The following is a 21,587-nucleotide window of genomic DNA, read 5'->3' on the forward strand; positions in this document are numbered from 1 at the left end:
TCGCCAAGATCCGGCGGCCGACGAGGCGAGAGGGCACACAACTTGCCCGCCGAGCCGACGACCGGGGGTCCTGGCGACCCCCCGTCCGGCACGAAGGGCATGTCGCCGCGATCGCGGCGGCGTGAAGCAACGGCCCCTGGCGAGTGCGCCCTCGACGCCCCCACCGTCCCGGGTGCGACTGCCGTACCCCGCGAACCCGGCCGCCGGCACCGCCGCGCCGGCTCCGCGACCAGCCGACCCGTCAACTCCCCCGGCCGCCGCCCGCGCGCCGATCCGGTAGCCGGGGAACGGCCGGCCGATCCGTTCGCCCCGCCCGGCAATCCGGAGCTGGACGGGACCGGCGACCCACCCGAGCAACCCACCCGCCGCCGCGCCGTCCTGATCGCGCTCGCGGTCGCCGCCACCGCCTCGGCGGCCGCCCTGGTCGCCGGCCTGCTGAGCTGGTCACCGGAGCCGGCCGAGCCCACCGCGACGGCCCGCCCGCTCACCGCCGCCGAGGCCGACCGGCTGGCCGCCCTCAGGGTCACCAACCAGCGGGACGTCCGTGCCGGGGTCCGGGTCACCGTGGGTGCGGGCGATGGCCGTACCGAGCTGGTCGGCTGGGTCGACTGGGCCCGACCGCTGGTCTACCTGGATGTCAGCGGCCCCGGCGCGGGCGCCGAGCGGGGGCTGGTCCAGGCGACCGCGTCGACGCTGCTGGTGCGGCCGGATCCCGGTGCGACACCCGCACCGGCGCCGCCCCCGCTGGTGCCCCCGGACGACCGGTGGCGGCTGCGGGAGCTGCCGGCCGGGCGGGGCCTGCCGGCGGTGCGGGACCTGTTGCTCGGGCTCGGCGCGGCCCGGGTCGACGCGGTCGAACCCGAGGCCCGCTGGCTGGGCGCGGAAACCGTCGACGGGGTCCCCGTGGATGTCTTCCAGGCCCCTCTCGCCGCACTCCGGCCGGCCGCCCAGGCGACCGCCCCGGCGCCGGAGGGGCAGCCGCGCCTCTGGGTCGACCGGGACGCCCGGCTGCACCGGCTGGCCGGCCGGCTGCCGGACGGGACCCCGGTGACCGTCGAGCTGGCCCGCACCGACCGCCCCACGCTGCGCCCGGTGGCCGCGCTCGGCGGGCGGCCCGGGCTGCCTCGGGCCCTGAGCGACGCCGAGGCCGACCGGTTGGCCCGGCTGCCCGCCCGGCTGCGAGCGGCCGGCGGCGCCGGCCTGACCCTGGCCGCCCCGTCCGCCGGCCTGCACGGCACCGGCTGGGTGAGCTGGGCGGGCTCCGCCGCGTACCTCTCGATGGTGGAGGGCGACGACCCGGGACGCCGCACGCTGGTGCGGGCGCGGCCGGGAAGCGTGGCCCGGCTCGTGGTGCCGGCGGGCGGCGCGGCGGGCCCGCCGCTGCCGGCGCCGGCCGAGCTAAGGCGGATGGGCGGGCAACCGCCCCGCGACGACGTGGAGCGGCTGCTCGACGCGGCGCTGCGGGGCGACGGCGCCCCCGCGCCGGCTGCCGCGGCGGTCCGGATCCGCGACGACCGGGTGGCGGACCGGACGGTGGACGTCATCGAGGTACGCGCCGGGCTGCGCTGGTGGATCGACCGGAACGGGTTGCCGCGCCGGGTGGAGCTGCGGAGCGCGGGGGGCGTCTGGGTTCGGCTGGACCTCGCGCCCGGGCGGGTGCCGGCGCTGCCCGGCGCCGAGCGGACGGCCAGGCCGTCCGCGAAACGCCGCTGAGCGGACGGGTCAGGCGGCCCGCTAACCGCCGCCGAGCGAACGGTCAGGCCACCCGCGAACCGCCGCTGACCGGGCGGTGAGGCGACCCGAGAAACGCCGCTGAGCGGGCTCAGGGCCGCCAGCCGGTCTGCGCGGCCCACTCCTCCGCCCGCAGGTGCTCCTCGTCGAACCACGGGTCCTTCAGCGTGCCGTAGGTGGCGCTGTCCGGCGCCGAGGCGGCCAGCTCCCGCTTGAGCTGCAGGTACGCGGACCGCTGCCCCGGGTCGGCGCGTAGGTGGTCGCGCATCAGCAGCGCGTACCGCCAGCCGGGCGAGTCGGCCACCCGCAGGTGCAGGTGCACCGGGCGGCCCGGGTCGGCGCTGCCGTGCAGCCGCTTCTCCCAGCGCCGGCTGCCGGGCGGGCGGGGGTTGTCCCACCAGTCGCCGGGCAGCCGGGGAAAGCCGGCGTCGGCGAGCCGGTCGGCGAGCGGTCCGTCCGCCTCGGCGAGCGACGGCACGGTGAGTTGGATGTCGATGACGTCCTTGGCGGCCAGCCCGGGCACGGCGGTGGAGCCGATGTGGTCGATTCGCAGGTCGGGGCCGGCGGCGTGGCGGATGCGGGCGGCCAGGCGGGCGTACTGCTCAGGCCAGGTCGGGTCGGGCTCGGTGAGCACCACCTGCTCGGGCCGGACCGCCCGGCGTTCCCGGAGATTGCGCTCGTAGGGCAGGAGCCGCTCGCGCCAGAGGGTGTCCACGGCGGCGTGCAGGTCGGCCAGCGTGCCGTCGTTGCCGAGCAGCACGTCGGCGGCCGCCTGGCGCCGGGCGTCGTCGGCCTGCGCGGCGATCCGCCGCTCGGCCTCCGCGCGGTCCATGCCGCGGCCGCGGGCCAGCCGCTCCAGCCGGGTGGTCACGGCCGCCTGCACCACGAGCACCAGGTGGTACGTGGGCGCGAGCCCCACCTCGACCAGCAGCGGCACGTCGTTGACCACGACGGCGTCGGGGGGCGCCGCGGCGATAAGCGCGGCAGTGCGGGCGCGGACCCGGGGGTGGGTGATCGCCTCCAGCCGGCGGCGGGCGGCCTCGTCGCCGAAGACCAGGGCGCCCAGTGCGGCCCGGTCCAGCGCGCCGTCGGCGTCGAGGACCCGGTCGGAGAAGGTCTCGACGATCTCGGCGAGGCCCTCGCTGCCCGGGGCGACCACCTCGCGGGCGATCCGGTCCGCGTCGACGATCACCGCGCCGAGCGCGGCCAGCCGGCTGGACACGGCGCTCTTGCCCGACCCGATCCCACCGGTCAATCCCACCCTCAGCACGGCAACAGTCAACCCGATCACCGTTGGCGGTGCCAACCTGCCCCCGGACAGGGCGAGGGCCCCGCCCCCGGCGATCCGGTGGTGCCGGATCGCGGGGACGGGGCCCTCAGCGACTGCGCCGGTCTCGGACTCGCCGAGCCGGTGTCGTCACCGGGTCACTTGCCGCCGGCGAGCTTCTCCCGCAGGGCGGCGAGCGCCTCGTCGGTGGCCAGCGTGCCGGCCGGCTCCTCGGCCTGACGGCTCGGGGCCGCCGAGGTCGTGGTGGTGGTGCCGGTGACGGGCGGGGCCGGGTTGGCAGCGGCCTCGGCGTCGGCGGCCCGGGAGGTCTGCACCTGCTTGGTGTGGGCCTCCCAGCGCTGGCGCGCCTCGGCGTACTGCTGCTCCCAGGTCTCGCGCTGCTTGTCGTAGCCCTCGAGCCACTCGCCCGTCTCCGGGTCGAAGCCCTCCGGGTAGATGTAGTTGCCCTGCTCGTCGTAGGTCGCGGCCATGCCGTAGAGGGTCGGGTCGAAGTGCTCCTCGCCCTCGACGAAGCCCTCGTTGGCCTGCTTGAGCGACAGCGAGATCCGGCGGCGCTCCAGGTCGATGTCGATGACCTTGACCATGACCTCGGAGCCGACCTGCACGACCTGCTCCGGGATCTCCACGTGGCGCTCGGCCAGCTCGGAGATGTGGACCAGGCCCTCGATGCCGTCGTCCACCCGGACGAAGGCGCCGAACGGCACGAGCTTGGTGACCTTACCCGGCACGATCTGCTGGATCGCGTGGGTGCGGGCGAACTGCCGCCACGGGTCCTCCTGGGTCGCCTTCAGCGACAGCGAGACCCGCTCGCGGTCCAGGTCGACGTCCAGGACCTCGACCTCGACCTCCTGGCCCACCTCGACGACCTCGGACGGGTGGTCGATGTGCTTCCAGGAGAGCTCGGAGACGTGCACCAGGCCGTCCACGCCGCCCAGGTCGACGAACGCGCCGAAGTTGACGATCGAAGAGACGACGCCCTTGCGGACCTGCCCCTTCTGCAGCTTGTTGAGGAACTCGGTGCGCACCTCGGACTGCGTCTGCTCCAGCCAGGCCCGGCGGGACAGGACCACGTTGTTGCGGTTCTTGTCCAGCTCGATGATCTTGGCCTCGAGCTCGCGGCCGACGTACGGCTGCAGGTCGCGCACACGCCGCATCTCGACCAGGGAGGCGGGCAGGAAGCCGCGCAGCCCGATGTCGAGGATGAGACCACCCTTGACGACCTCGATGACCGAGCCGCGAACGACGCCGTCCTCGTCCTTGATCTTCTCGATCGTGCCCCAGGCCCGCTCGTACTGCGCCCGCTTCTTGGAGAGGATCAGACGCCCCTCCTTGTCCTCCTTCTGGAGGACAAGGGCCTCGATGTGGTCACCGACCGAGACGACCTCGGCGGGGTCCACGTCGTGCTTGATCGACAACTCCCGAGAGGGGATGACGCCCTCGGTCTTGTAGCCGATGTCGAGCAGGACCTCGTCCCGATCGACCTTGACGACGGTGCCTTCGACAATGTCGCCGTCGTTGAAGTACTTGATGGTCTCGTCGATCGCGGCGAGGAAAGCTTCCTCGGAACCGAGATCGTCGTGCGTGACCTTGTTGGCGCTCGAGGGGGCCTCGATGCTGCTCGTCATGTGGGCGGTTGCTCCGGTCGGATGGGTTGTCACAGCAGGCGTGGCGTCGCGGTGACCTGTCCGCGCCAGCGGATCCGTCGCCGGGCACACCGAACGATCGCCATGAGAAGATCATTAGTGGCTCCGGTGACCGCGCACCTGCTCCCTGCCGAGGCACACGATCCGCGAGCGCATCGTCTAGCCTACCCGCTGCATTACCACAGCGTGCAAGCCCTCCCAGGTCTCCTCGGGCTCGTCAGCTGCGAAAGCGGAGATTTCGCGCGGTAAGGTGCCACAGCTGTCTCGTCCGTCACATCTGCACCATCCGCAACACCGCCGCCCGATCGCCGCACCCGGCGCCCCGGGGCCTAGCGTGGGCGGGTGGACGACGACAGGGTGACCCGGCGCCGGGTGGGCGCCACCGAGGTTCGCCGGGCCAACCGGGGCTGGTGGGACGCGGACGCCGACGCCTACCAGGCCGAGCACGGCGCGTTCCTCGGCGAGGTGGACTTCGTCTGGTGCCCGGAGGGGCTGCGCGAGGCCGATGCGGGGCTGCTCGGCGAGGTGACTGGCCGCCGGATCCTGGAACTCGGCTGCGGTGCGGCCGCCGCCGCCCGCTGGCTCGCCGCGCAGGGCGCCCGGCCGGTCGCCCTGGACCTGTCCGCCGGCATGTTGCGGCACGCCGCCGAGGCCGCCGCCCGGACCGGGGTACGCGTGCCGCTCGTGCAGGCCGACGCCCTCGCCCTGCCGTTCGCCGACGCCGCCTTCGACACGGTGTGCACGGCGTTCGGCGCGATCCCGTTCGTGGACGACTCGGCGGCGGCCATGCGGGAGGTGGCCCGGGTGCTACGCCCGGGCGGCCGGTGGGTCTTCTCGGTCACCCACCCGATGCGCTGGATCTTCCTGGACGACCCGGGCGAGGGCGGGCTGACCGCCGTGCACTCGTACTTCGACCGCTCCCCCTACGTCGAGCAGGACGAGCACGGCGTGGCCACGTACGTCGAGCAGCACCGCACCCTCGGCGACCGGATCCGGGAGCTGGTCGGCGCCGGGTTCCGCCTGCTGGACCTGGTGGAGCCGGAGTGGCCGGCGGGGCACGAGGGGATCTGGGGGCAGTGGAGCCCGCTGCGCGGCCGGCTCTTCCCCGGCACCGCCATCTTCGTGGCGGAGAAGCCGGCCGCCGGCTGAGCGTCGTTTCCGGCCGCCGGCCCCGGGTAACCGGACGCCATGGCCGAGAAGGAGGAGTTCCGCCGGGGCGACCACGTCTCCTGGGCCAGCCACAGCGGCCGGGCGTACGGGGTCGTCAGGGAGAAGCTCACCGACCGCACACACGTCCGCGGGCACACCGTGAACGCGTCGCCGGAGGAGCCGCAGTACCGGATCCGCAACGACGACTCGGGCCGGGACGTCGCCCACCGACCGGAGGTGCTGCGCCATGAGCCGAGGTGACGATCCGCAGCAGACCTACCGGGAGTTCACCGACGCGGTGAACATGAAGCCGGGCGAGCTCCAGAAGTGGCTGGAGACCGACGAGTCCAAGCACGTGGGCTGGCGCAAGGGCACCCGGGGCGGCGAGTCGGTGGGGCACGAGTCCGGCCGGCGGATCATCGACCTGCTGCGCCGCAAGCGCGACCAGCTCAGCGCCGCCGACTACAAGCACATGCGCAAGGTCGTCGGGTACGTCCGGCGGCACATGGCCCAGCGACCCAGCGGCGACGTACGCCGGACCCGGTGGCGGTACTCCCTCATGAACTGGGGCCACGACCCGGTCAAGGGACCGCTCCCGCCGCCGGGCGGCCCGTCCCGCAAGGCCCTCGAGCGGCACGGCGCCCCGCCGAAGGAGCGCCGGGGACCGGGCCGCTGATCCGCCCGTCAGCGTCACCGTCGCCGGAGGCGGCCTCCGGTCTGGCGGAGGTTCCGTCCGCCCCGCCGGGGCCTGACCTGGATCGAGTGGACCATGGCCGGTCACGCCAGCTCTGCCCTGCCCACCATCACCATCGGCGGCGACCTGCCGGTCGGCCGGATCGGCTTCGGGGCGATGCAACTCACCGGCAGGCAGGTCTGGGGCCCCTATCCCGACCACGAGGGTGGCGTGGCCCTGCTTCGCGCCGTCGTGGCCGAGGGCATCACCTTCATCGACACCGCCGACGTCTACGGGCCGCACACCAACGAGTTGCTCATCCGGGAGGCGCTGCACCCCTACCCGCCGGGCCTGGCCATCGCGAGCAAGGGCGGCTTCGTCCGTGGCGGCTACGACCTGTCGACCCTCGGCTGGGTGGGCAACCCCAAGTACCTGCGGCAGTCGGCGATGCTGAGCCTGCAACGCCTCGGCCTGGATCGATTCGACCTGTACTACCTGCACAGCGGCTACGCCACCGACGCTCCGTTCGAGGACCAGGTCGGTGAGCTGAAGAAGCTGCAGGACGAGGGATACATCCGGCACATCGGCCTGTCGAACGTGACCCCGGACCAGTTCGAGGCGGCGCGATCGGTCGCGGACATCGCCGCCGTGACCGCCCGGTACAACGTCGGCAACCGGGCCGGCGCCGCGCTCCTCGCCGCCGCGGAGCAGGCCGGGGCGGTGTTCTCACCCTGGCACCCGGTCAGCCTCCGTGACGGCGGGGACAACGCCGACCAGGTCGCGGCGGCCATCGCGCCGCTGGCCGCCAGGTACGAGGCGACGCCCCAGCAGATCGCGCTGGCCTGGCTGCTGCACCGCTCCCCGGCGATGCTGCCCATCCCGGGCACGACGAGCCTCGCCCACCTGCGGGAGAACCTCGCCGCCGCGAGCATCCGCCTGAGCGGGACGGAGGTTGCCGAGCTGACCGCGCTCGTCCACGAGGGCGGCGGCCCTCCCACCGGAGAGTCACTTCTGGGCTGAAAGGAACGCCGGGACCCGGCCGCTGAGCCCGGGCCGCTTGACCCTGCCACTGACGGCAGGGTCGCACGATCGGCGGCATGAACGACGAACAGCAGCGGGTCGTGGTGGTCACCGGCGCGGGCACCGGCATCGGCCGGGCCACCGCCCGCGCCTTTGCCGCCGAGGGCGCCCGCGTCCTCGCCGTGGGCCGGCGCCCCGGGCCACTGGCGGAGACCGCCGCCGACGACCCCCGGATCACCCCGGTCACCGCCGACGTGACCGACGCCGACGCGCCGGGCCGCGTGGTCGGCGCCGCCCTCGACCGGTACGGCCGGCTGGACGTGCTGGTCAACAACGCCGGGATCGCCGGCGGCGGACCGCTCGCCGGGCTGGACGAGCGGGCCGCCCGCCGCCAGCTCGACACCAACCTCATCGCGCCGATCCGGCTGGCCCACGCCGCGGTCGAGCCGCTGGCGACGAGCCGCGGCGTGATCGTCAACGTCACCACCACCGTCGGCCAGCGCGCCTGGCCGGGCAGCTCGGTGTACGCGGCCGGCAAGGCCGCCCTCGACTCGCTGACCCGCAGCTGGGCGGTGGAACTGGCGCCGCGCGGCGTCCGGGTGGTGGCGGTGGCTCCCGGCGCGATCGACACACCCATCGGCGAACACCAGGGCCTCTCCCCCGACCAGCGCGCCGCGGTACGCCGCTGGCAGCTCGACCACACGCCCCTCGGACGAATCGGCCGCCCCGAGGACGTAGCCTGGGCAATCCTGCGGCTCTGCGACCCGGCGGCGGCCTTCGTCACCGGCGTCGTGCTGCCGGTGGACGGCGGAGCGCTGGTCGCCTGACAGGCCCGGGCGACGGTGATCGCCGCCGCGCGGGATCGGCGAGGTGGGGGTGACCGGGCCGGGGTGAAGCCGCCACCTCGGCGGAGCGGTGTCGACCATGGGACGGAGGGGTCGGGTGCGGATCGGCGAGCTGGCGACGGTGACCGGGTGCACGCCGCGGGCCCTGCGGCACTACGAGGAGCAGGGCCTGATCGACTCGTCGCGGGCGGCGAACGGCTACCGCGAGTACGACGAGGCGACGGTCACCCGGGTCCGCAACATCCGGCACCTGCTCGGCGCCGGGCTGACCCTGGACGACGTCCGGGTCTTCCTGCCCTGCCTGGACGGGGACGTGGCCGCCGCGCCGCCCTCCCCCGGCGGGCTCCGGGTGGGGCGGGAGCGGCTGGCCGTGCTGGAGGCCCGCATCGCCGCCCAGCTCGCGGTCCGGGACCGCCTCGCCGCCGCCCTGCGCGACGCCGCCGCGGCCCTCGCCGGCGACGACAGCCCGGCGCCGGCGTCGAGCCCCACCCCACACCCGGCCCGATCCTCATCGACCAGCCCGGCGCTTTAGCAATCTTGGACAGTTGCCGTTCGTCCGAACGGCAACTGTCCAAGATCGTGAAGCTCGGCGCGTCGGTCAGTGGTCGGCGCTGTTCCAGTCGCGGCCCTCGCCCACGGAGACCTCCAGCGGCACCGACAGCGGGTACGCCTCCCCCATCTCCTTGCGCACCAGCGCCTCCAGGGTCTCCCGCTCGCCCGGCGCGACCTCGAAGACCAGCTCGTCGTGCACCTGGAGCAGCATCCGGGAGCGCAGCCCCGCGTCGCGCAGCGCGGTGTCGACGTGCAGCATGGCGACCTTGATGATGTCGGCCGCGGAGCCCTGGATGGGGGCGTTGAGCGCCATCCGCTCGGCCATCTCCCGGCGCTGCCGGTTGTCGCTGACCAGGTCGGGCAGGTAGCGGCGGCGGCCCAGGATGGTGGAGGTGTAGCCGTCCTGCCGGGCCCGCGCCACCACCTCCTGCAGGTAGTCGCGCACCCCGCCGAAGCCGGCGAAGTAGTTCTCCATGAGGCCGCGCGCCTCCTCGGCGGTGATCCCGAGCTGCTGGGACAGGCCGAACGCGCTCAGCCCGTACGCCAGGCCGTAGTTCATGGCCTTGATCTTGCGGCGCTGGTCGGCGGTGACCTGGTCGACCTCGACGGTGAAGACCGAGGAGGCGGTGGCGGCGTGGAAGTCGTGCCCCGAGTTGAACGCCTCGATCAGCGCGTCGTCGGAGGACAGGTGCGCCATGATCCGCATCTCGATCTGGCTGTAGTCGGCGGTGAGCAGGCACTCGTAGCCCTCGCCGACCACGAAGGCGCGCCGGATCCGCCGCCCCTCCTCGGTGCGGATCGGGATGTTCTGCAGGTTGGGCTCGGTCGAGGAGAGCCGGCCGGTGGCCGCCACCGTCTGGTTGAAGGTGGTGTGGATCCGGCCGTCGTCGGAGACCGACTTGAGCAGCCCGTCGACGGTCATCTTGAGTTTGGCGACGTCGCGGTGGCGCAGCAGGTGCTCGAGCACCGGGTGCGGGTTCTGCGCGTAGAGCCACTGGAGGGCGTCGGCGTCGGTGGTGTAGCCGGTCTTGATCTTCTTGGTCTTGGGCAGGCCCAGCTCGCCGAAGAGGATCTCCTGGAGCTGCTTGGGCGAGCCCAGGTTGAACTCCCGCCCGACCGCCGCGTAGGCGCCCTGGGCCGCGGCCTTCACCTCGGCGGCGAAGTGCGCCTCCAGCTCGGAGAGGTAGTGGGTGTCGGCCGCGATGCCGGTGCGCTCCATGATGGCCAGCACCCGCATGAGCGGCAGCTCGACGCCGGCCATGAGCCGGGCCGACTGCTCGCCGTCGCGGGACAGCTCGGCGTCGATCGCGTCGGCCAGGTCGAGGGTGGCGCGGGCCTGGAGCATCAGGTTCTGCTCGGCCGCCTCGTCGTCGCCGAGCCCGTCGAGGGTGAGCTGGCCGCTCTCCGGCGCGTCGACCCGCAGCTCCCGGTGCAGGTAGCGCAGCGCCAGGTCGGTGAGGTCGTAGGAGCGCTGGTCGGGCCGGGCCAGGTAGGCGGCGATCTGGGTGTCGCGGGAGATGCCCTGCAGGTCCCAGCCATGCGCGGCGAAGGCCAGCACGGCCGGCTTGCTGTCGTGCAGCACCTTGGGGCGGGCCTCGTCGGCGAGCCAGCCGGCCAGCGCGGCCTCGTCGTCGGCCGCCAGCAGGGCCGGGTCGAACCAGGCGCCCGCGCCGTCGGCGGTGGCCAGCGACATGCCGGTCACCGCGGCGGTGTGCCGCCGGTTGGGGCCGGTGTCGAGCTTGACCGCCAGGCCGACCGGGGTGCCGGCCGGGGCGTGCGTGGCCAGCCAGCCGGCCAGCGCGCCGGGCTCGGTGAGCACCTGCCCGGCCAGCTCGAAGCCGGCCTCGGCCTCCGGCTCGACGGCCTCCAGGTACTGGTAGAGCCGGTCGCGCAGGATGCGGAACTGGAGGGTGTCGAAGACCTGGTGCACGGCCTCCCGGTCCCAGCCCTGCCAGCGGGCGTCCTCCGGGCGCACCGGCAGCTCCAGGTCGGTGACCAGGCAGTTGATCTCGTAGTTGCGGATCACGTCGGCGAGCCGCTCGCGCAGGCTGTCGCCGGCCTTGCCCTTGATCTCGTCGGCCCGGGCCACCACGCCCTCGACCCCGTCGTAGAGGTTGATCCACTTGGCGGCGGTCTTCGGGCCGACGCCGGGCACGCCGGGCAGGTTGTCGCTGGTCTCGCCGACCAGGGCGGCCAGGTCGCGGTAGCGGCCGGGCCCGACGCCGTACTTCGCCTCGACCGCGGCCGGGTCCATCCGGGCCAGGTCGGAGACGCCCTTGCGCGGGTAGAGCACGGTGACCTGGTCGCCGACGAGCTGGAACGCGTCCCGGTCGCCGCTGGTGATGAGCACGTCCATGCCCTGGTCGCGGGCCTGGCAGGCGAGGGTGGCGATGACGTCGTCGGCCTCGTAGCCCTCCTTCTCCACGACCGGGATGCGCAGCGCCGCGAGGACCTCCTTGACGAGGCTGACCTGGCCCTTGAAGTCGGTCGGGGTCTCGCTGCGCCCGGCCTTGTACTCCGCGTATTTCTCCGTGCGGAAGGAGCGGCGGGAGACGTCGAAGGCGACCACGATGTGGCTGGGCTGCTCGTCGCGGAGCACGTTGATCAGCATCGAGGTGAAGCCGTAGACGGCGTTGGTCGGCTGCCCCGTGGTGGTGGAGAAGTTCTCCACCGGAAGGGCGAAGAACGCCCGGTATGCCAGGGAGTGTCCGTCGACGAGGAGCAGGCGCGGCGTCGTAGCTGTCACGGCAGCGACTCTAGTCCGTACCGCCGACAACCCGGCGGACGGCGGGACCGCGAAAAGCGGCGGCCGGCCGCCCCGGAACAGGGACGACCGGCCGCCGACGTCGTGCGACCTCAGGCGACGCCGAGGTACGCCTCCTTGACCGCCGGGTCGTGCAGCAGGTCCCGGCCGGTGCCCTCCTTGACGATCCGGCCGGTCTCCAGCACGTAGCCCCGGTGGGCCCGGGAGAGCGCCTGCTGGGCGTTCTGCTCCACCAGCAGGATGGTGGTGCCCTGCTCGTTGATCCGGGTGATGATCTCGAAGATCTGCTGGATCAGCATCGGCGCGAGCCCCATCGAGGGCTCGTCGAGCAGCAGCAGCTTCGGACGGGCCATCAGGGCCCGACCCACCGCCAGCATCTGCTGCTCGCCGCCGGAGAGCGTGCCACCGGCCTGCTTGCGCCGCTCGTGCAGCCGGGGGAAGAGGTCCATGACCATCTTCATGTCCTCGGCGATGCCCGACCGGTCCCGGCGGGTGTACGCGCCCATCTCCAGGTTCTCGACGACGGTCATCCCGGGGAAGACGCCCCGGCCCTCGGGCGCCTGCCCGATGCCCCGGACCACCCGCAGGTCGGCCCGCATCCGGGTGACGTCGGTGCCGTCGAAGACGATCGAGCCGGAGGCCACCGGGCGCAGCCCGGAGATCGCCCGCATGGTGGTGGTCTTGCCGGCGCCGTTCGCGCCGATCAGGGCCACCACCTCACCCTCGTCGACGTGCAGGCTGATCCCGTGCAGCGCCTGGATCCGCCCGTACAGCAGGGTCAGGTCGTTGATCTCAAGCAGCATCGGTCGGCACCCCCAGGTACGCGGCGATCACCTTCGGGTCGTCCCGGACCTCGGCCGGCAGGCCCTCGGCGATCTTCTTGCCGAACTCCAGCACCACGATCCGGTCGGTCACGCCCATGACGAGTCGCATGTCGTGCTCGATCAGCAGCACCGTCGTGCCATTGTCGCGGATCTTCCGGATCAGGCCGAGCAGTTCCTCCTTCTCCGCCGGGGTGAAGCCGGCGGCCGGCTCGTCCAGGCAGAGGAGTTTCGGCTCGGTGGCCAGGGCCCGGGCGATCTCCAGCCGGCGCTGCTCGCCGTACGAGAGGTTGCGGGCCAGATCCCCGGCGCGGCGCTCGATGCCGACGAAGCGCAGCAGCTCGAGCGCCCGCTCGCGGCCCTGCCGCTCCTCCCGCCAGTGCCGCGGCAGCCGCAGCATCGCGGCGATCACGCTGGTCTTGTGGTGGGCGTCGGCGCCCACCATCACGTTCTCCAGCGCGGTCATCTCCGGGAAGAGCCGGATGTTCTGGAACGTCCGGGCGATGCCCGCCTTGGTGATCCAGCTCCGGCGCCTGCCGTTGACCCGCTGCCCGGCGAACCGGATCTCACCCTCGGTGGGCCGGTAGACGCCGGTCATCGCGTTGAAGCAGGTCGTCTTGCCGGCGCCGTTCGGGCCGATCAGGCCGAGGATCTCACCCTTGTACAGGGTGAAGGCGACGTCATTGAGGGCGACCACACCGCCGAAGCGGAGGGTGACGTGGTCGACCTCCAGCAGCGGCTCCCGCCCGGCCGGGGCGGTGTCGCCCGGCGTGGGCTCGACCGGGGTGTCCGAGCCCTTCTCCGGCGGGGTGCCGACCGTGCTGCGACCGTCGTCGGCGATGTCCCGCTCGCTGGTCTCGTCCCGCTCGCTGTGCATCTGCGGCTCACTCATTGGGCACCGTCTCCTGGGGAACCGCTTCCTTGCGCCGGTCGGCGAACTCCGCCGCCCGCCGCCGGTTGGGCACCAGACCCTGCGGCCGGAAGATCATCATGACGATGACCACCAGGCCGAACACCAGGATCCGGTACTCGGCGGCGTCGAACTCCACCCCGAGGAGGTCGCCGATGCCGCGCAGCCACTCCGGCAGGTACCAGGTGACCGCGCCGCCGACGATGGCGCCCTTGATGTTGCCGGCGCCACCGAGGATCACCGCGGCCAGCACCAGGATGGAGCTCTCCAGCACGAACTGGTCGGAGTTGATGAACGTCTGCTTGCCGGCGAAGACCGCGCCGGTCAGGCCGGCCACGGCCGCGCCGATGGCGAACGCCCACAGCTTGTACTTGAACGTCGGCACGCCCATGATCTCGGCGGCGTCCTCGTCCTCGCGGATCGCCACCCAGGCCCGGCCGACCCGGCTGTTGGCCAGGTTCCGGACCAGCAGCAGCACGATGAGGATCAGCGTCAGCATCAGCCAGTAGTACGGCCGGGCGTCCACCACACCGAACAGCGGCTTGCCGTCCGTCCCGGTGCCCGGCGGGTGCGGGACGGCCGGAATGCCGCGCTGGCCCTGGAGGATGCCCTCGTTGCGGGCCGCGTACAGGCGGATCATCTCGGCGAAGCCGAGGGTCACGATGGCCAGGTAGTCACCGCGCAGGCGCAGCGTCGGGCCACCCAGGATCACGCCGGAGACCATCGCCACCATGACTGCCAGAGGCACGGCCGCCAGCCACGGCCAGTTCGTGCCGAACCGGCTCTCCGGCGAGGTGAGCAGCGCGACCGTGTACGCGCCGAGCGCGTAGAAGCCGAAGTAGCCCAGGTCGAGCAGGCCGGCGAAACCGACCACCACGTTGAGCCCGACGGCCAGCAGGACGAACACCGCGGTGTCGAAGAGCACCCCGGCGAAGTCCGAGCGGGTGGTGTAGAAGGCGAAGTAGTCGCTGCCGATGGGGAAGCCGAGGTACTCGTAGAACCACTTGTTGGGCAGGATGTAGAGCAGGACGATCAGCGCGGCGATCGCCGCCCAGCGCACCTGCTTGGGCATGGCCGCCCAGCGGCTCTTGAAGCCCGCGGTCCGCTTGTTGTCCACGGTGGCGGTCATGCGCGCGCCCTCCCGAGAGATTCGCCGAGCAGACCGGTCGGCCGGAACATCAGCAGCACGATCAGCAGCACGAAGCCGGTGAAGTCCTTCCACTCACCGCCGAAGAGGCCGGCCGCGTAGTTCTCCACCACGCCGAGCAGCAGGCCGCCGAGCAGCGCGCCGCGCAGGTTGCCGATGCCGCCGAGCACCGCGGCCGCGAAGGCCTTGAGCCCGATCAGGAAGCCGACGTTGAACTTGGTGTAGTTGAACCGGATGTCCCACAGCAGGGCGCCCACGCCGGCCATCAGGCCGCCGAGCACGAACACCAGCAGGATGACGCGGTTCTTGTTGACACCCATGAGCGCGGCGGTGTCCGCGTCCTGGGCGACCGCCCGGATGCCGCGGCCCAGGCGGCTGCGGTTCACGAACTGGTCCAGCGCGACCATCATGACCAGCGTGACGCCGAGGATGAGCAGCTGCTTGTTCGTCACCTCGGCGCCGAAGAGGGTGAAGACCGTCTTCGACGGGATCAGGTCCGCCTGGCCGAACGGGGCCCGGCGGGTGCCGATGCCGAACGACTCGGCGAGCACGAACGACGCGCCGATCGCGGTGATGAGGAAGGCCAGCGGCGGCGCGTTGCGGCGGCGCAGCGGCCGGTAGGCGACCAGTTCGACCGTGACGGCCGTGACCGCCGAGGCGGCCATCGCGACCACGAGACCGGCGATCACCGCCAGGATCAGCGGGCCGAGGGACGGGGCGGCCGCGTTCTGGTCGTAGCCGAGGGCCTGCCAGGTCCACATGGCGGTGAACGTACCGACCATGAAGACCTCGGAGTGAGCAAAGTTGATCAGACGCAGAACGCCGTACACCAGGGTGTAGCCGAGGGCGATGAGCGCGTAGATCGCGCCCTGCTCCAGGCCGGTGATGGTCAGCGCCGGGAAGTTCCCGAAGAGCTCATCGAAGTTCAAAGTGGGGGCTCCAACTGTGCGGCCAAGCGGTGCGGCCGGGAGAAATCACTCCCGGCCGCACGCCTGGTGTCCCGTGCCGGGACCGGACGAACCGGTCAGGCCTTGGGGATCTCGATGTCGGGGACGACCTTGCCCGCGTTCACCTTGAACGCCCAGACCTTCACCTGAGCCGGGTCCAACTCGCCGGTGGACTCGAACTTGTAGGTGACGCCGGTCGCGCCGCCGGTGCCGTTGTAGGAGTTGATGAAGCTCAGCAGGTCGGCGCGGGTGCCCTTGCCGGCCTTGATGCCCTCCAGCATGATCTTCGTGATGTCGTACGACACGTCGGCGTAGGTGCCCGGCTCGGCGTTGTCGAAGGCCGCCTTGTAGTCGGTCACGAAGGAGCCCTTGGCCGCGGTGGCCGGGGCGCACGGGCAGGTCAGGATCGTGCCCTCGGCGACCTGCTCGCCGGCGACCTTGATGAAGTTGGCGTCGTTGACACCGTCACCGGCGACCATCGTGCCCTTCCAGCCCGCGCCCTTGAGCTGCTTGAGCAGCAGGCCGGCCTCGGTGTAGTAGCCACCGAAGAAGAGGACGTTCGCGCCGCTACTCACGACCTTGGTGACCTGGGCGGAGAAGTTGGTCTGCTTGACCTGGATCTTGTCCTCGCCCGCGACCGCGCCGATGACCTTCTTCACCTCGTCCACCAGGCCGGCGCCGTACGCCGACTGGTCGTCGATGACGTAGACCTTTTCGGCCTTCAGGACGTTCTTGATGTACCGGCCGGCGGCCGGGCCCTGGGAGGTGTCGTTACCGACGCCCCGGTGGAAGATCTTCCAGTTCTTGGTGCTCAGGCTCGGGCGGGTCGCCGACGGGGTGATGGCCGGCAGGCCGGCCTCGTCGAAGATCGGGTTGCCGACCTCGGACTCACCCGAGAAGGCCGGGCCGATGATGCCGACGACCTTGGCGTCGCCGACCGCCTTCTGCGCCAGGGCCGGCGCCTTGGCCGGGTCACCCTGCGAGTCGTACTCCTCGATCTGGACCTTGCAGTCCGCGTTGTCCTTGTTGTACTGGTCGATGGCCAGCTTGGTGCCGTTGCGCATGTGGATACCGAGACCCGCGGCGTCACCGGTCAGCGGGCCGAAGAAGCCGATCTTCAGGTCACAGGCGGCCTTGCTGCCACCCGCGTCGCTACCACTGTCAGCCTTGCAGGCCGCGCCACTGAAAACGAGCGCACCGATGGCCACGCCACCCAGCACCCGTGCGAGCTTCTGCCTCACGGCTCGTACCCTCCTCCGTCCGAAGGCCCGGAAACCACCCACCGCGAATTGGACCTTGCAGGGGTTGGCCGGACCGACCGCGATCCCGGTCTGGGGCGGGACGTTATCCCACCAGCGGGTCGTGAAGGTAGACCTGAGGAGCCGGGTTGACCTAACCGTTACGTTGAGTGGCCGGATTCACAGATGTGCTGTAACACACGAGCCCGCAGGGTGGGAAAATCGGACATCCGACACTGACCGGAAACCCGCAGGTGAGAGGCTCACGCGGGGCGCCACGAACCCCGCGCCGACCACACCGCCGCCCGCCCGCCGTCATCGACCAGCAGCAACGCCACGTCACCCGCCGCGGCCACCGCCACCGTCCGGTCACTGCCCGGTGGCACCGCCACCGGCAGCGCCACCGGCGACCACCGCCCGCCGTCCGCCGAGAACCACCCGGCACCCGCCGCGGACCCGGCCACCACCGCCCACACACCGTCGCCGCGCGCCGCCAGCCCCCACACCAGGCCCGGCGAATCCGTGCCCGCGCCACCCAGGCCCCCGCCCGGCCGCCACGCGTCGCCCTCCCCCAGCCAGGCGCCCAGGCCGCCGCCGCGGCGGCCCACCGCCACCGTCCGCTCCCCCGCCCGCACCACCCGCTGCAGGTCCTCCTCCGCACCCGGCAGCACCGCGCGCCGCCAGGCCGACCCGTCCGCCGAGGTCCACACCACCGCTGACGATCCGGTACGCCCCGACGACAGCACCGAGCCCACCATGAGCCATCCCGACGCCGTCGCCGTGCCGTCCGCCGCCCACGGCCGGCCGCTCGCGTCCGTCGCCAGCCCCGGCACCGCGCTCACCAACCGGAAGTCCGACCCGTCCGGCGACACCCACGCCGCCGCGCCGGTCGCCCGGTTGCCGGAGATCAGCCAGCCGCGCGGCCCGCCCGCGATCCGGCCCGCGTTCACCGCGTCCGCGCCCCCGAACACCTCGAACTCGGCCGGCACCTCGACCAGCGAACCGTCCGCCACCTGCCGCCAGGTGCTGATCCGTGGATTGCCGTGCACCCCGCCGCTCTTGCCGCCCACCGCCGCCAGCCGGCCGTCCCGGCAACCCGCCGCGGTCAGCACGTTCTCCTCGCCGTAGGGGCTGCGGGGCACCGGACGCAGCGCCGTCCACGTGGCCGCGTCGGCGCTCGACCAGGCCGCCGGGTGCGTCATTCCCGCCGCGTCCACCACGGCGCCCACCACGAACCAGCGGCCCCCACAGGCGGCCGCGTCCCGCAGCGCCAGCCGGCCGGACAGGCCGGACGGGACCGGGAGGGCGACCGGCTGCCAGGCGGGCCGCAGCGGCGCGGGCTCGGGCTCGGGCTCGGCCCGGCCGGGCGAACGGCAGGCAGCGAGCAGCACCACGAGCAGGCCGAGCACCGCCAGCGGACGCCGCATGGCGGCGATCGTATCGACCGGCCCCGACACGGGGAACCCGCCGAGCCGCGCCCGCCCCGGTCAGCGGGGGCGCGCCGGGTCGTCGGGCGGGACTCAGGAGGCGGGCTGCGCCACCTCGCCGCCGGCGGTCTCGGCGAGGATCCGCTCGGCGACCTCCCGCATGGTCATCCGGTGGTCCATCGCGGTGCGCTGGATCCACTTGAACGCCTGCGGCTCGGTCATCCCGTACGTCGTCATGAGCGCGCCCTTGGCCCGCTCGACGGTCTTGCGGATCTCCAGCCGGTCGGTGAGGCCGGCGACCTCCGCCTCCAGCGCCGCGATCTCCGAGTAGCGCGACAGCGCGATCTCCACGGCCGGCACCAGGTCGCTCTTCTGGAACGGCTTGACCAGGTAGGCCATCGCGCCCGCCGCGCGCGCCCGCTCCACGAGGTCGCGCTGGCTGAACGCGGTCAGGATGATCACCGGGGCGATCCGGGCGCCGGCGATCCGCTCGGCGGCGGCCAGCCCATCCATGATCGGCATCTTGATGTCGAGGATGACGAGGTCGGGCTTCAGCTCCTCGGCGAGCTTGACGGCGGTCTCGCCGTCACCGGCCTCGCCGACCACCTCGTAGCCCTCTTCCACGAGCATCTCGGCCAGGTCCAGCCGGATGAGCGCCTCGTCCTCGGCGATCAGAACGCGCTTGCGCTCGGCATCCGCCTGCATCTCGGCCACGAGCCACTCCCACCATCGATCTCGGCACGGTCACCACCCATGCTCCCGCATGAGACTAGTCGGGTACAGTGAGCCACACCCTCCGCAGGGGTGACGCCGGGATGGAGGAATCGGCAGACTCGGATGCCTCAAAAGCATCTGCCCGAAAGGGCGTGCGGGTTCAAGTCCCGCTCCCGGCACTTTCTGTCATACACCTGTTCGATGATGCTGATGTGCATCCTCCCGAAATGCGGGCGCGGGCCCGCGCTCTCCGCGCCCGGGGCCACAACATCCGGTCGGTAGCCCGCAGCCTCTCCCTGCCCTACACCACCGTCTGGCACTGGTGCGTCGACCGGCCCGAGCCGGCGATGCTCGGCAGCGCCGTCCGGTGCTTCCGCTGCCGCCCCGACCCGGAAAATCCGCCCGATCCGGCGGCCTACGCCTACCTGCTCGGGCTGTATCTGGGCGACGGACATCTGGTCACGACCGACCGGGTGCCGGTCCTCCGTGTCTACTGCGCCGATGCCTGGCCGCACCTGATCGACCTGTGCGACGCGGCCATGCGGGCGGTGCTCGCGAACAAGGTCCAGCGGATCCAGAAGCGTGGCTGCGTGGCCGTGCAGAGCACCGCCCGCCACTGGCCCTGCCTGTTCCCGCAGCACGGCCCGGGCAAGAAGCACCAGCGGCCGATCGTCCTCGCGGGCTGGCAGCGGGAGATCCTGACCGCGAACGCGGGCCACTTCCTGCGGGGCCTGTTCCATTCCGACGGCACCCGGTTCGCCAACCGGGTCACCGTCCGCGGCAAGCAGTACGTCTATCCCCGCTACATGTTCTCCAACCGGTCCGCCGACATCATGGGGCTCTGCCAGTGGGCTCTCGATCTGCTCGGCATCGCCTGGCGGATGAACCTGCCCTGGTCACTGTCGGTGGCGCGGCGGGACGCCGTGGCGGCGCTGGACCGCCACGTCGGCCCGAAGTCCTGACCGGGTCAGAGCACGGACAGCGCCTGCGCCAGGTCGGCGCGCAGGTCCTCCGGGTCCTCCAGCCCGACCGAGAGGCGCAGCAGCCCGCCGCACGGCTTGGCGTCGTCCTCGACCGGCCGGTGGGTGAGCGAGGCCGGGTGCTGGATCAGCGTGTCCACGCCGCCGAGTGACACGGCGTGGGTGATCAGCCGGCACGCCCCGGCGACGGCCGCCGCGGCGGGGGCGCCGCCGCGTACCTCGAAGGCGAGCAGGCTGCCGGGGCCGGCCATCTGGCGGCCGACCAGCCCGGCCGGGTCCGTGACGCTGGGGTGGTGCACCCGGGCGACGGCGGGGTGGTCGGAGAGCCAGGCGGCGAGTTTCTCGGCGCCGGCCTGCTGGGCGCGGACCCGCAGCGGCAGGGTCTGCAGGCCGCGGTGCAGGAGGTAGGCGCCGAGCGGGTGCAGGACGGCGCCGGTGACGGCGCGGACCTGGCGCAGCCGGGTGGCCCATTCGGGGGCGCAGGCGACGACGCCGGCGAGCACGTCGCCGTGGCCGCCGATGCTCTTGGTGGCGCTGTGCAGCACGAGGGCGGCGCCGTGCCGGGCGGGTCGCTGGAGCACCGGGGTGGCGACGGTGTTGTCGACGAGCAGCGGGACGTCCCCGGCGGCGGTGGCGAGGGCGGCGATGTCGACGAGGTCGAGGGTGGGGTTGGCCGGGGTCTCGACGACGACCAGGGCGGTGTCGGGGCGGATCGCGGCGGCGACCTCGTGGGGCCGCGCCCAGGTGACCTCGGTGCCGAGCAGGCCGGTGGCGAGCACGTGGTCGGTGCCGCCGTAGAGGGGGCGGACGGCGACGACGTGCCGTTTCCCGTCGCGGGTGGCGGCGAGGAGGGTGGCGGTGAGGGCGGCCATGCCGCTGGCGAAGGCGACGGCTTCGGCGGTGCCTTCGAGGTGGGCGAGGGCGGTCTCGAAGCGGGCGACGGTGGGGTTCCAGAGCCGCTGGTAGACGGCGCTGCCGCCGGCGGGGAGGGTGCCGCCGGTGGCGAGGGTCTCGTAGTCGTCGCCGCCGCCGGTCACGGAGGGCAGCGGGTTGGTGGTGGAGAAGTCGATGGGTGGCACGTGGACGCCGAGTCCGGCGAGGTCCTCACGCCCGGCGTGCACGGCTGCGGTGTCCACGGCTGTCATGGCGGAAGCGTCGAACATGAGGCCGTCATCAGGCAAGAGGAGCGAACAAGATTCTGCTCGGAGCCCTTCCGAGGGAGGGAAGTTCGGGGAAGGATGTTCACATGCCTGTCGCACCGAATGATGTACGGCCGTTCGCGGCGCTGGACGACGTGGACCGCGCGATCCTGGCCGAGCTGGCGGCGGACGGCCGGTTGCCGAACAACGCCCTGGCCGAGCGGGTGGGGGTGGCGCCGTCGACGTGCCTGACGCGGACCCGGGCGCTGCGCGAGTGCGGGGCGATCCGGGGGTTCCACGCGGAGGTGGACCCGGCGGCCGTGGGGTTGCCGTTGCAGGCGCTGGTGTCGGTGCGTCTGGCCGCGCACGAGCGGGCGGCCGTGGACGCGTTCCGGGCCCGGTCGGTGCGCCTGCCGGGGGTGGTGGCGGTATTCCACGTGGCGGGCGCGGAGGACTACGTGCTGCACGTGCGGGCGGCGTCCGGGGACGCGCTGCGGGACTTCGTGCTGGACCATCTGGCGGTGGATCCGGCGGTGCAGCACACCCAGACGAGTCTGATCTTCGAGCAGGCCCGCGGCATGGGCTAGGTGGACCGATCA

At 72.8% G+C, this 21,587-nt stretch carries 20 protein-coding genes and 1 tRNA gene; 10 read left to right on the plus strand and 11 right to left on the minus strand.

From position 1 onward, the window contains the following. Nucleotides 1–99: 99 nt before the first annotated feature. Nucleotides 100–1,713 (plus strand): hypothetical protein, encoded by a 1,614-nt coding sequence (locus ABZ452_RS29960; RefSeq protein ID WP_357950012.1) that lies wholly within the window; start codon nt 100–102, stop codon nt 1,711–1,713. A 109-nt stretch (nt 1,714–1,822) separates the two neighbouring features. Here the strand turns inward: ABZ452_RS29960 and coaE are convergent, their stop codons facing one another. Both coaE and rpsA read right to left on the minus strand, forming a co-directional pair. Continuing rightward, nucleotides 1,823–3,001 carry a dephospho-CoA kinase gene (gene coaE / locus ABZ452_RS29965; RefSeq protein ID WP_357950015.1) on the minus strand — a complete coding sequence of 393 codons (1,179 nt, stop codon included), beginning with the start codon at nt 2,999–3,001 and terminating at the stop codon, nt 1,823–1,825. Nucleotides 3,002–3,156: 155 nt separating this feature from the next. Further along, nucleotides 3,157–4,644, minus strand: coding sequence for a 30S ribosomal protein S1 (gene rpsA, locus ABZ452_RS29970; RefSeq protein WP_357950018.1), 1,488 nt, complete (start codon nt 4,642–4,644; stop codon nt 3,157–3,159). 360 nt (nt 4,645–5,004) lie between these two features. Between rpsA and ABZ452_RS29975 the strand changes: the two genes are divergently transcribed. The 6 genes from ABZ452_RS29975 (at nt 5,005) to ABZ452_RS30000 (ending at nt 8,881) form a co-directional block, all read left to right on the plus strand. After that, nucleotides 5,005–5,811: a class I SAM-dependent methyltransferase gene (locus ABZ452_RS29975; protein ID WP_357950021.1), complete on the plus strand. Its 807-nt coding sequence runs from the start codon at nt 5,005–5,007 to the stop codon at nt 5,809–5,811. Nucleotides 5,812–5,850: 39 nt separating this feature from the next. After that, the gene (locus ABZ452_RS29980; protein ID WP_357950023.1) at nt 5,851–6,072 is read left to right on the plus strand and encodes a DUF2945 domain-containing protein; all 222 of its coding nucleotides are present in this window, start codon (nt 5,851–5,853) and stop codon (nt 6,070–6,072) included. Continuing rightward, on the plus strand, nt 6,059–6,487 hold the full coding sequence (locus tag ABZ452_RS29985) for a DUF3140 domain-containing protein (protein ID WP_357950025.1): 429 nt from the start codon (nt 6,059–6,061) through the stop codon (nt 6,485–6,487). Before ABZ452_RS29980 ends, ABZ452_RS29985 begins: the two co-directional genes overlap by 14 nt. A gap of 93 nt (nt 6,488–6,580) precedes the next feature. Next, the gene (locus ABZ452_RS29990) at nt 6,581–7,504 is read left to right on the plus strand and encodes an aldo/keto reductase (protein ID WP_357950028.1); all 924 of its coding nucleotides are present in this window, start codon (nt 6,581–6,583) and stop codon (nt 7,502–7,504) included. 77 nt (nt 7,505–7,581) lie between these two features. Next, entirely contained in the window at nt 7,582–8,331 is a 750-nt protein-coding gene (locus ABZ452_RS29995; RefSeq protein ID WP_357950031.1) for an SDR family oxidoreductase, read from the plus strand. Between the two features lie 97 nt (nt 8,332–8,428). Continuing rightward, a complete protein-coding gene (locus ABZ452_RS30000) occupies nt 8,429–8,881 on the plus strand; it encodes a MerR family transcriptional regulator (protein WP_357950034.1) in 453 nt (150 codons plus the stop codon). Nucleotides 8,882–8,947: 66 nt separating this feature from the next. Here ABZ452_RS30000 and polA read toward each other — a convergent pair whose 3' ends face one another. From polA to ABZ452_RS30040, 8 genes are all read right to left on the minus strand, one after another. After that, on the minus strand, nt 8,948–11,647 hold the full coding sequence (gene polA, locus ABZ452_RS30005) for a DNA polymerase I (protein WP_357950036.1): 2,700 nt from the start codon (nt 11,645–11,647) through the stop codon (nt 8,948–8,950). Between the two features lie 110 nt (nt 11,648–11,757). Further along, entirely contained in the window at nt 11,758–12,468 is a 711-nt protein-coding gene (locus ABZ452_RS30010; protein WP_151464709.1) for an ABC transporter ATP-binding protein, read from the minus strand. Continuing rightward, nucleotides 12,458–13,378 (minus strand): ABC transporter ATP-binding protein, encoded by a 921-nt coding sequence (locus ABZ452_RS30015; protein ID WP_192579965.1) that lies wholly within the window; start codon nt 13,376–13,378, stop codon nt 12,458–12,460. Before ABZ452_RS30015 ends, ABZ452_RS30010 begins: the two co-directional genes overlap by 11 nt. Continuing rightward, nucleotides 13,371–14,525 (minus strand): branched-chain amino acid ABC transporter permease, encoded by a 1,155-nt coding sequence (locus tag ABZ452_RS30020; protein ID WP_357950038.1) that lies wholly within the window; start codon nt 14,523–14,525, stop codon nt 13,371–13,373. Before ABZ452_RS30020 ends, ABZ452_RS30015 begins: the two co-directional genes overlap by 8 nt. After that, nucleotides 14,522–15,472, minus strand: a complete 951-nt coding sequence (locus tag ABZ452_RS30025; protein WP_357950040.1) for a branched-chain amino acid ABC transporter permease — start codon at nt 15,470–15,472, stop codon at nt 14,522–14,524. The genes ABZ452_RS30020 and ABZ452_RS30025 overlap by 4 nt, the downstream gene beginning before the upstream one ends. Nucleotides 15,473–15,567: 95 nt before the next feature. Further along, nucleotides 15,568–16,731: a branched-chain amino acid ABC transporter substrate-binding protein gene (locus ABZ452_RS30030; RefSeq protein ID WP_357950043.1), complete on the minus strand. Its 1,164-nt coding sequence runs from the start codon at nt 16,729–16,731 to the stop codon at nt 15,568–15,570. A gap of 260 nt (nt 16,732–16,991) precedes the next feature. Beyond that, nucleotides 16,992–18,155 (minus strand): hypothetical protein, encoded by a 1,164-nt coding sequence (locus ABZ452_RS30035; protein ID WP_357950046.1) that lies wholly within the window; start codon nt 18,153–18,155, stop codon nt 16,992–16,994. A gap of 93 nt (nt 18,156–18,248) precedes the next feature. Continuing rightward, complete coding sequence (locus ABZ452_RS30040) at nt 18,249–18,869, minus strand: response regulator (RefSeq protein WP_357950049.1); 621 nt, start codon at nt 18,867–18,869, stop codon at nt 18,249–18,251. A gap of 95 nt (nt 18,870–18,964) precedes the next feature. Between ABZ452_RS30040 and ABZ452_RS30045 the strand changes: the two genes are divergently transcribed. Then, nucleotides 18,965–19,048 (plus strand) — tRNA-Leu (locus ABZ452_RS30045). 48 nt (nt 19,049–19,096) lie between these two features. Then, complete coding sequence (locus ABZ452_RS30050; protein WP_357950052.1) at nt 19,097–19,831, plus strand: transcriptional regulator; 735 nt, start codon at nt 19,097–19,099, stop codon at nt 19,829–19,831. A 5-nt stretch (nt 19,832–19,836) separates the two neighbouring features. On the opposite strand, the gene ABZ452_RS30055 is transcribed toward ABZ452_RS30050, so the two are convergent. Then, nucleotides 19,837–21,012: an aminotransferase class I/II-fold pyridoxal phosphate-dependent enzyme gene (locus ABZ452_RS30055; protein WP_357950055.1), complete on the minus strand. Its 1,176-nt coding sequence runs from the start codon at nt 21,010–21,012 to the stop codon at nt 19,837–19,839. An 83-nt stretch (nt 21,013–21,095) separates the two neighbouring features. On the opposite strand from ABZ452_RS30055, the gene ABZ452_RS30060 reads away from it, so the two are divergent. Beyond that, nucleotides 21,096–21,575, plus strand: coding sequence for an Lrp/AsnC family transcriptional regulator (locus ABZ452_RS30060; RefSeq protein ID WP_357950058.1), 480 nt, complete (start codon nt 21,096–21,098; stop codon nt 21,573–21,575). The last annotated feature ends 12 nt before the right edge of the window (nt 21,576–21,587 follow it).

Source organism: Micromonospora sp. NPDC005707 (assembly GCF_040631005.1).
GTDB lineage: Bacteria > Actinomycetota > Actinomycetes > Mycobacteriales > Micromonosporaceae > Micromonospora.

Excerpts from the sequence above, each read along its gene's own strand:
- ABZ452_RS29990 (WP_357950028.1), top strand. The coding sequence starts at position 6,581 with ATGGCCGGTCACGCCAGCTCTGCCCTGCCCACCATCACCATCGGCGGC.
- ABZ452_RS30020 (WP_357950038.1), bottom strand. The coding sequence starts at position 14,525 with ATGACCGCCACCGTGGACAACAAGCGGACCGCGGGCTTCAAGAGCCGC.
- ABZ452_RS29985 (WP_357950025.1), top strand. The coding sequence starts at position 6,059 with ATGAGCCGAGGTGACGATCCGCAGCAGACCTACCGGGAGTTCACCGAC.
- ABZ452_RS30010 (WP_151464709.1), bottom strand. The coding sequence starts at position 12,468 with ATGCTGCTTGAGATCAACGACCTGACCCTGCTGTACGGGCGGATCCAG.
- ABZ452_RS29995 (WP_357950031.1), top strand. The coding sequence starts at position 7,582 with ATGAACGACGAACAGCAGCGGGTCGTGGTGGTCACCGGCGCGGGCACC.
- ABZ452_RS30035 (WP_357950046.1), bottom strand. The coding sequence starts at position 18,155 with ATGCGGCGTCCGCTGGCGGTGCTCGGCCTGCTCGTGGTGCTGCTCGCT.
- ABZ452_RS29980 (WP_357950023.1), top strand. The coding sequence starts at position 5,851 with ATGGCCGAGAAGGAGGAGTTCCGCCGGGGCGACCACGTCTCCTGGGCC.
- ABZ452_RS30060 (WP_357950058.1), top strand. The coding sequence starts at position 21,096 with ATGCCTGTCGCACCGAATGATGTACGGCCGTTCGCGGCGCTGGACGAC.
- ABZ452_RS30015 (WP_192579965.1), bottom strand. The coding sequence starts at position 13,378 with ATGAGTGAGCCGCAGATGCACAGCGAGCGGGACGAGACCAGCGAGCGG.
- ABZ452_RS30055 (WP_357950055.1), bottom strand. The coding sequence starts at position 21,012 with ATGTTCGACGCTTCCGCCATGACAGCCGTGGACACCGCAGCCGTGCAC.
- ABZ452_RS29960 (WP_357950012.1), top strand. The coding sequence starts at position 100 with ATGTCGCCGCGATCGCGGCGGCGTGAAGCAACGGCCCCTGGCGAGTGC.
- ABZ452_RS30000 (WP_357950034.1), top strand. The coding sequence starts at position 8,429 with ATGGGACGGAGGGGTCGGGTGCGGATCGGCGAGCTGGCGACGGTGACC.
- ABZ452_RS30050 (WP_357950052.1), top strand. The coding sequence starts at position 19,097 with ATGCGGGCGCGGGCCCGCGCTCTCCGCGCCCGGGGCCACAACATCCGG.
- rpsA (WP_357950018.1), bottom strand. The coding sequence starts at position 4,644 with ATGACGAGCAGCATCGAGGCCCCCTCGAGCGCCAACAAGGTCACGCAC.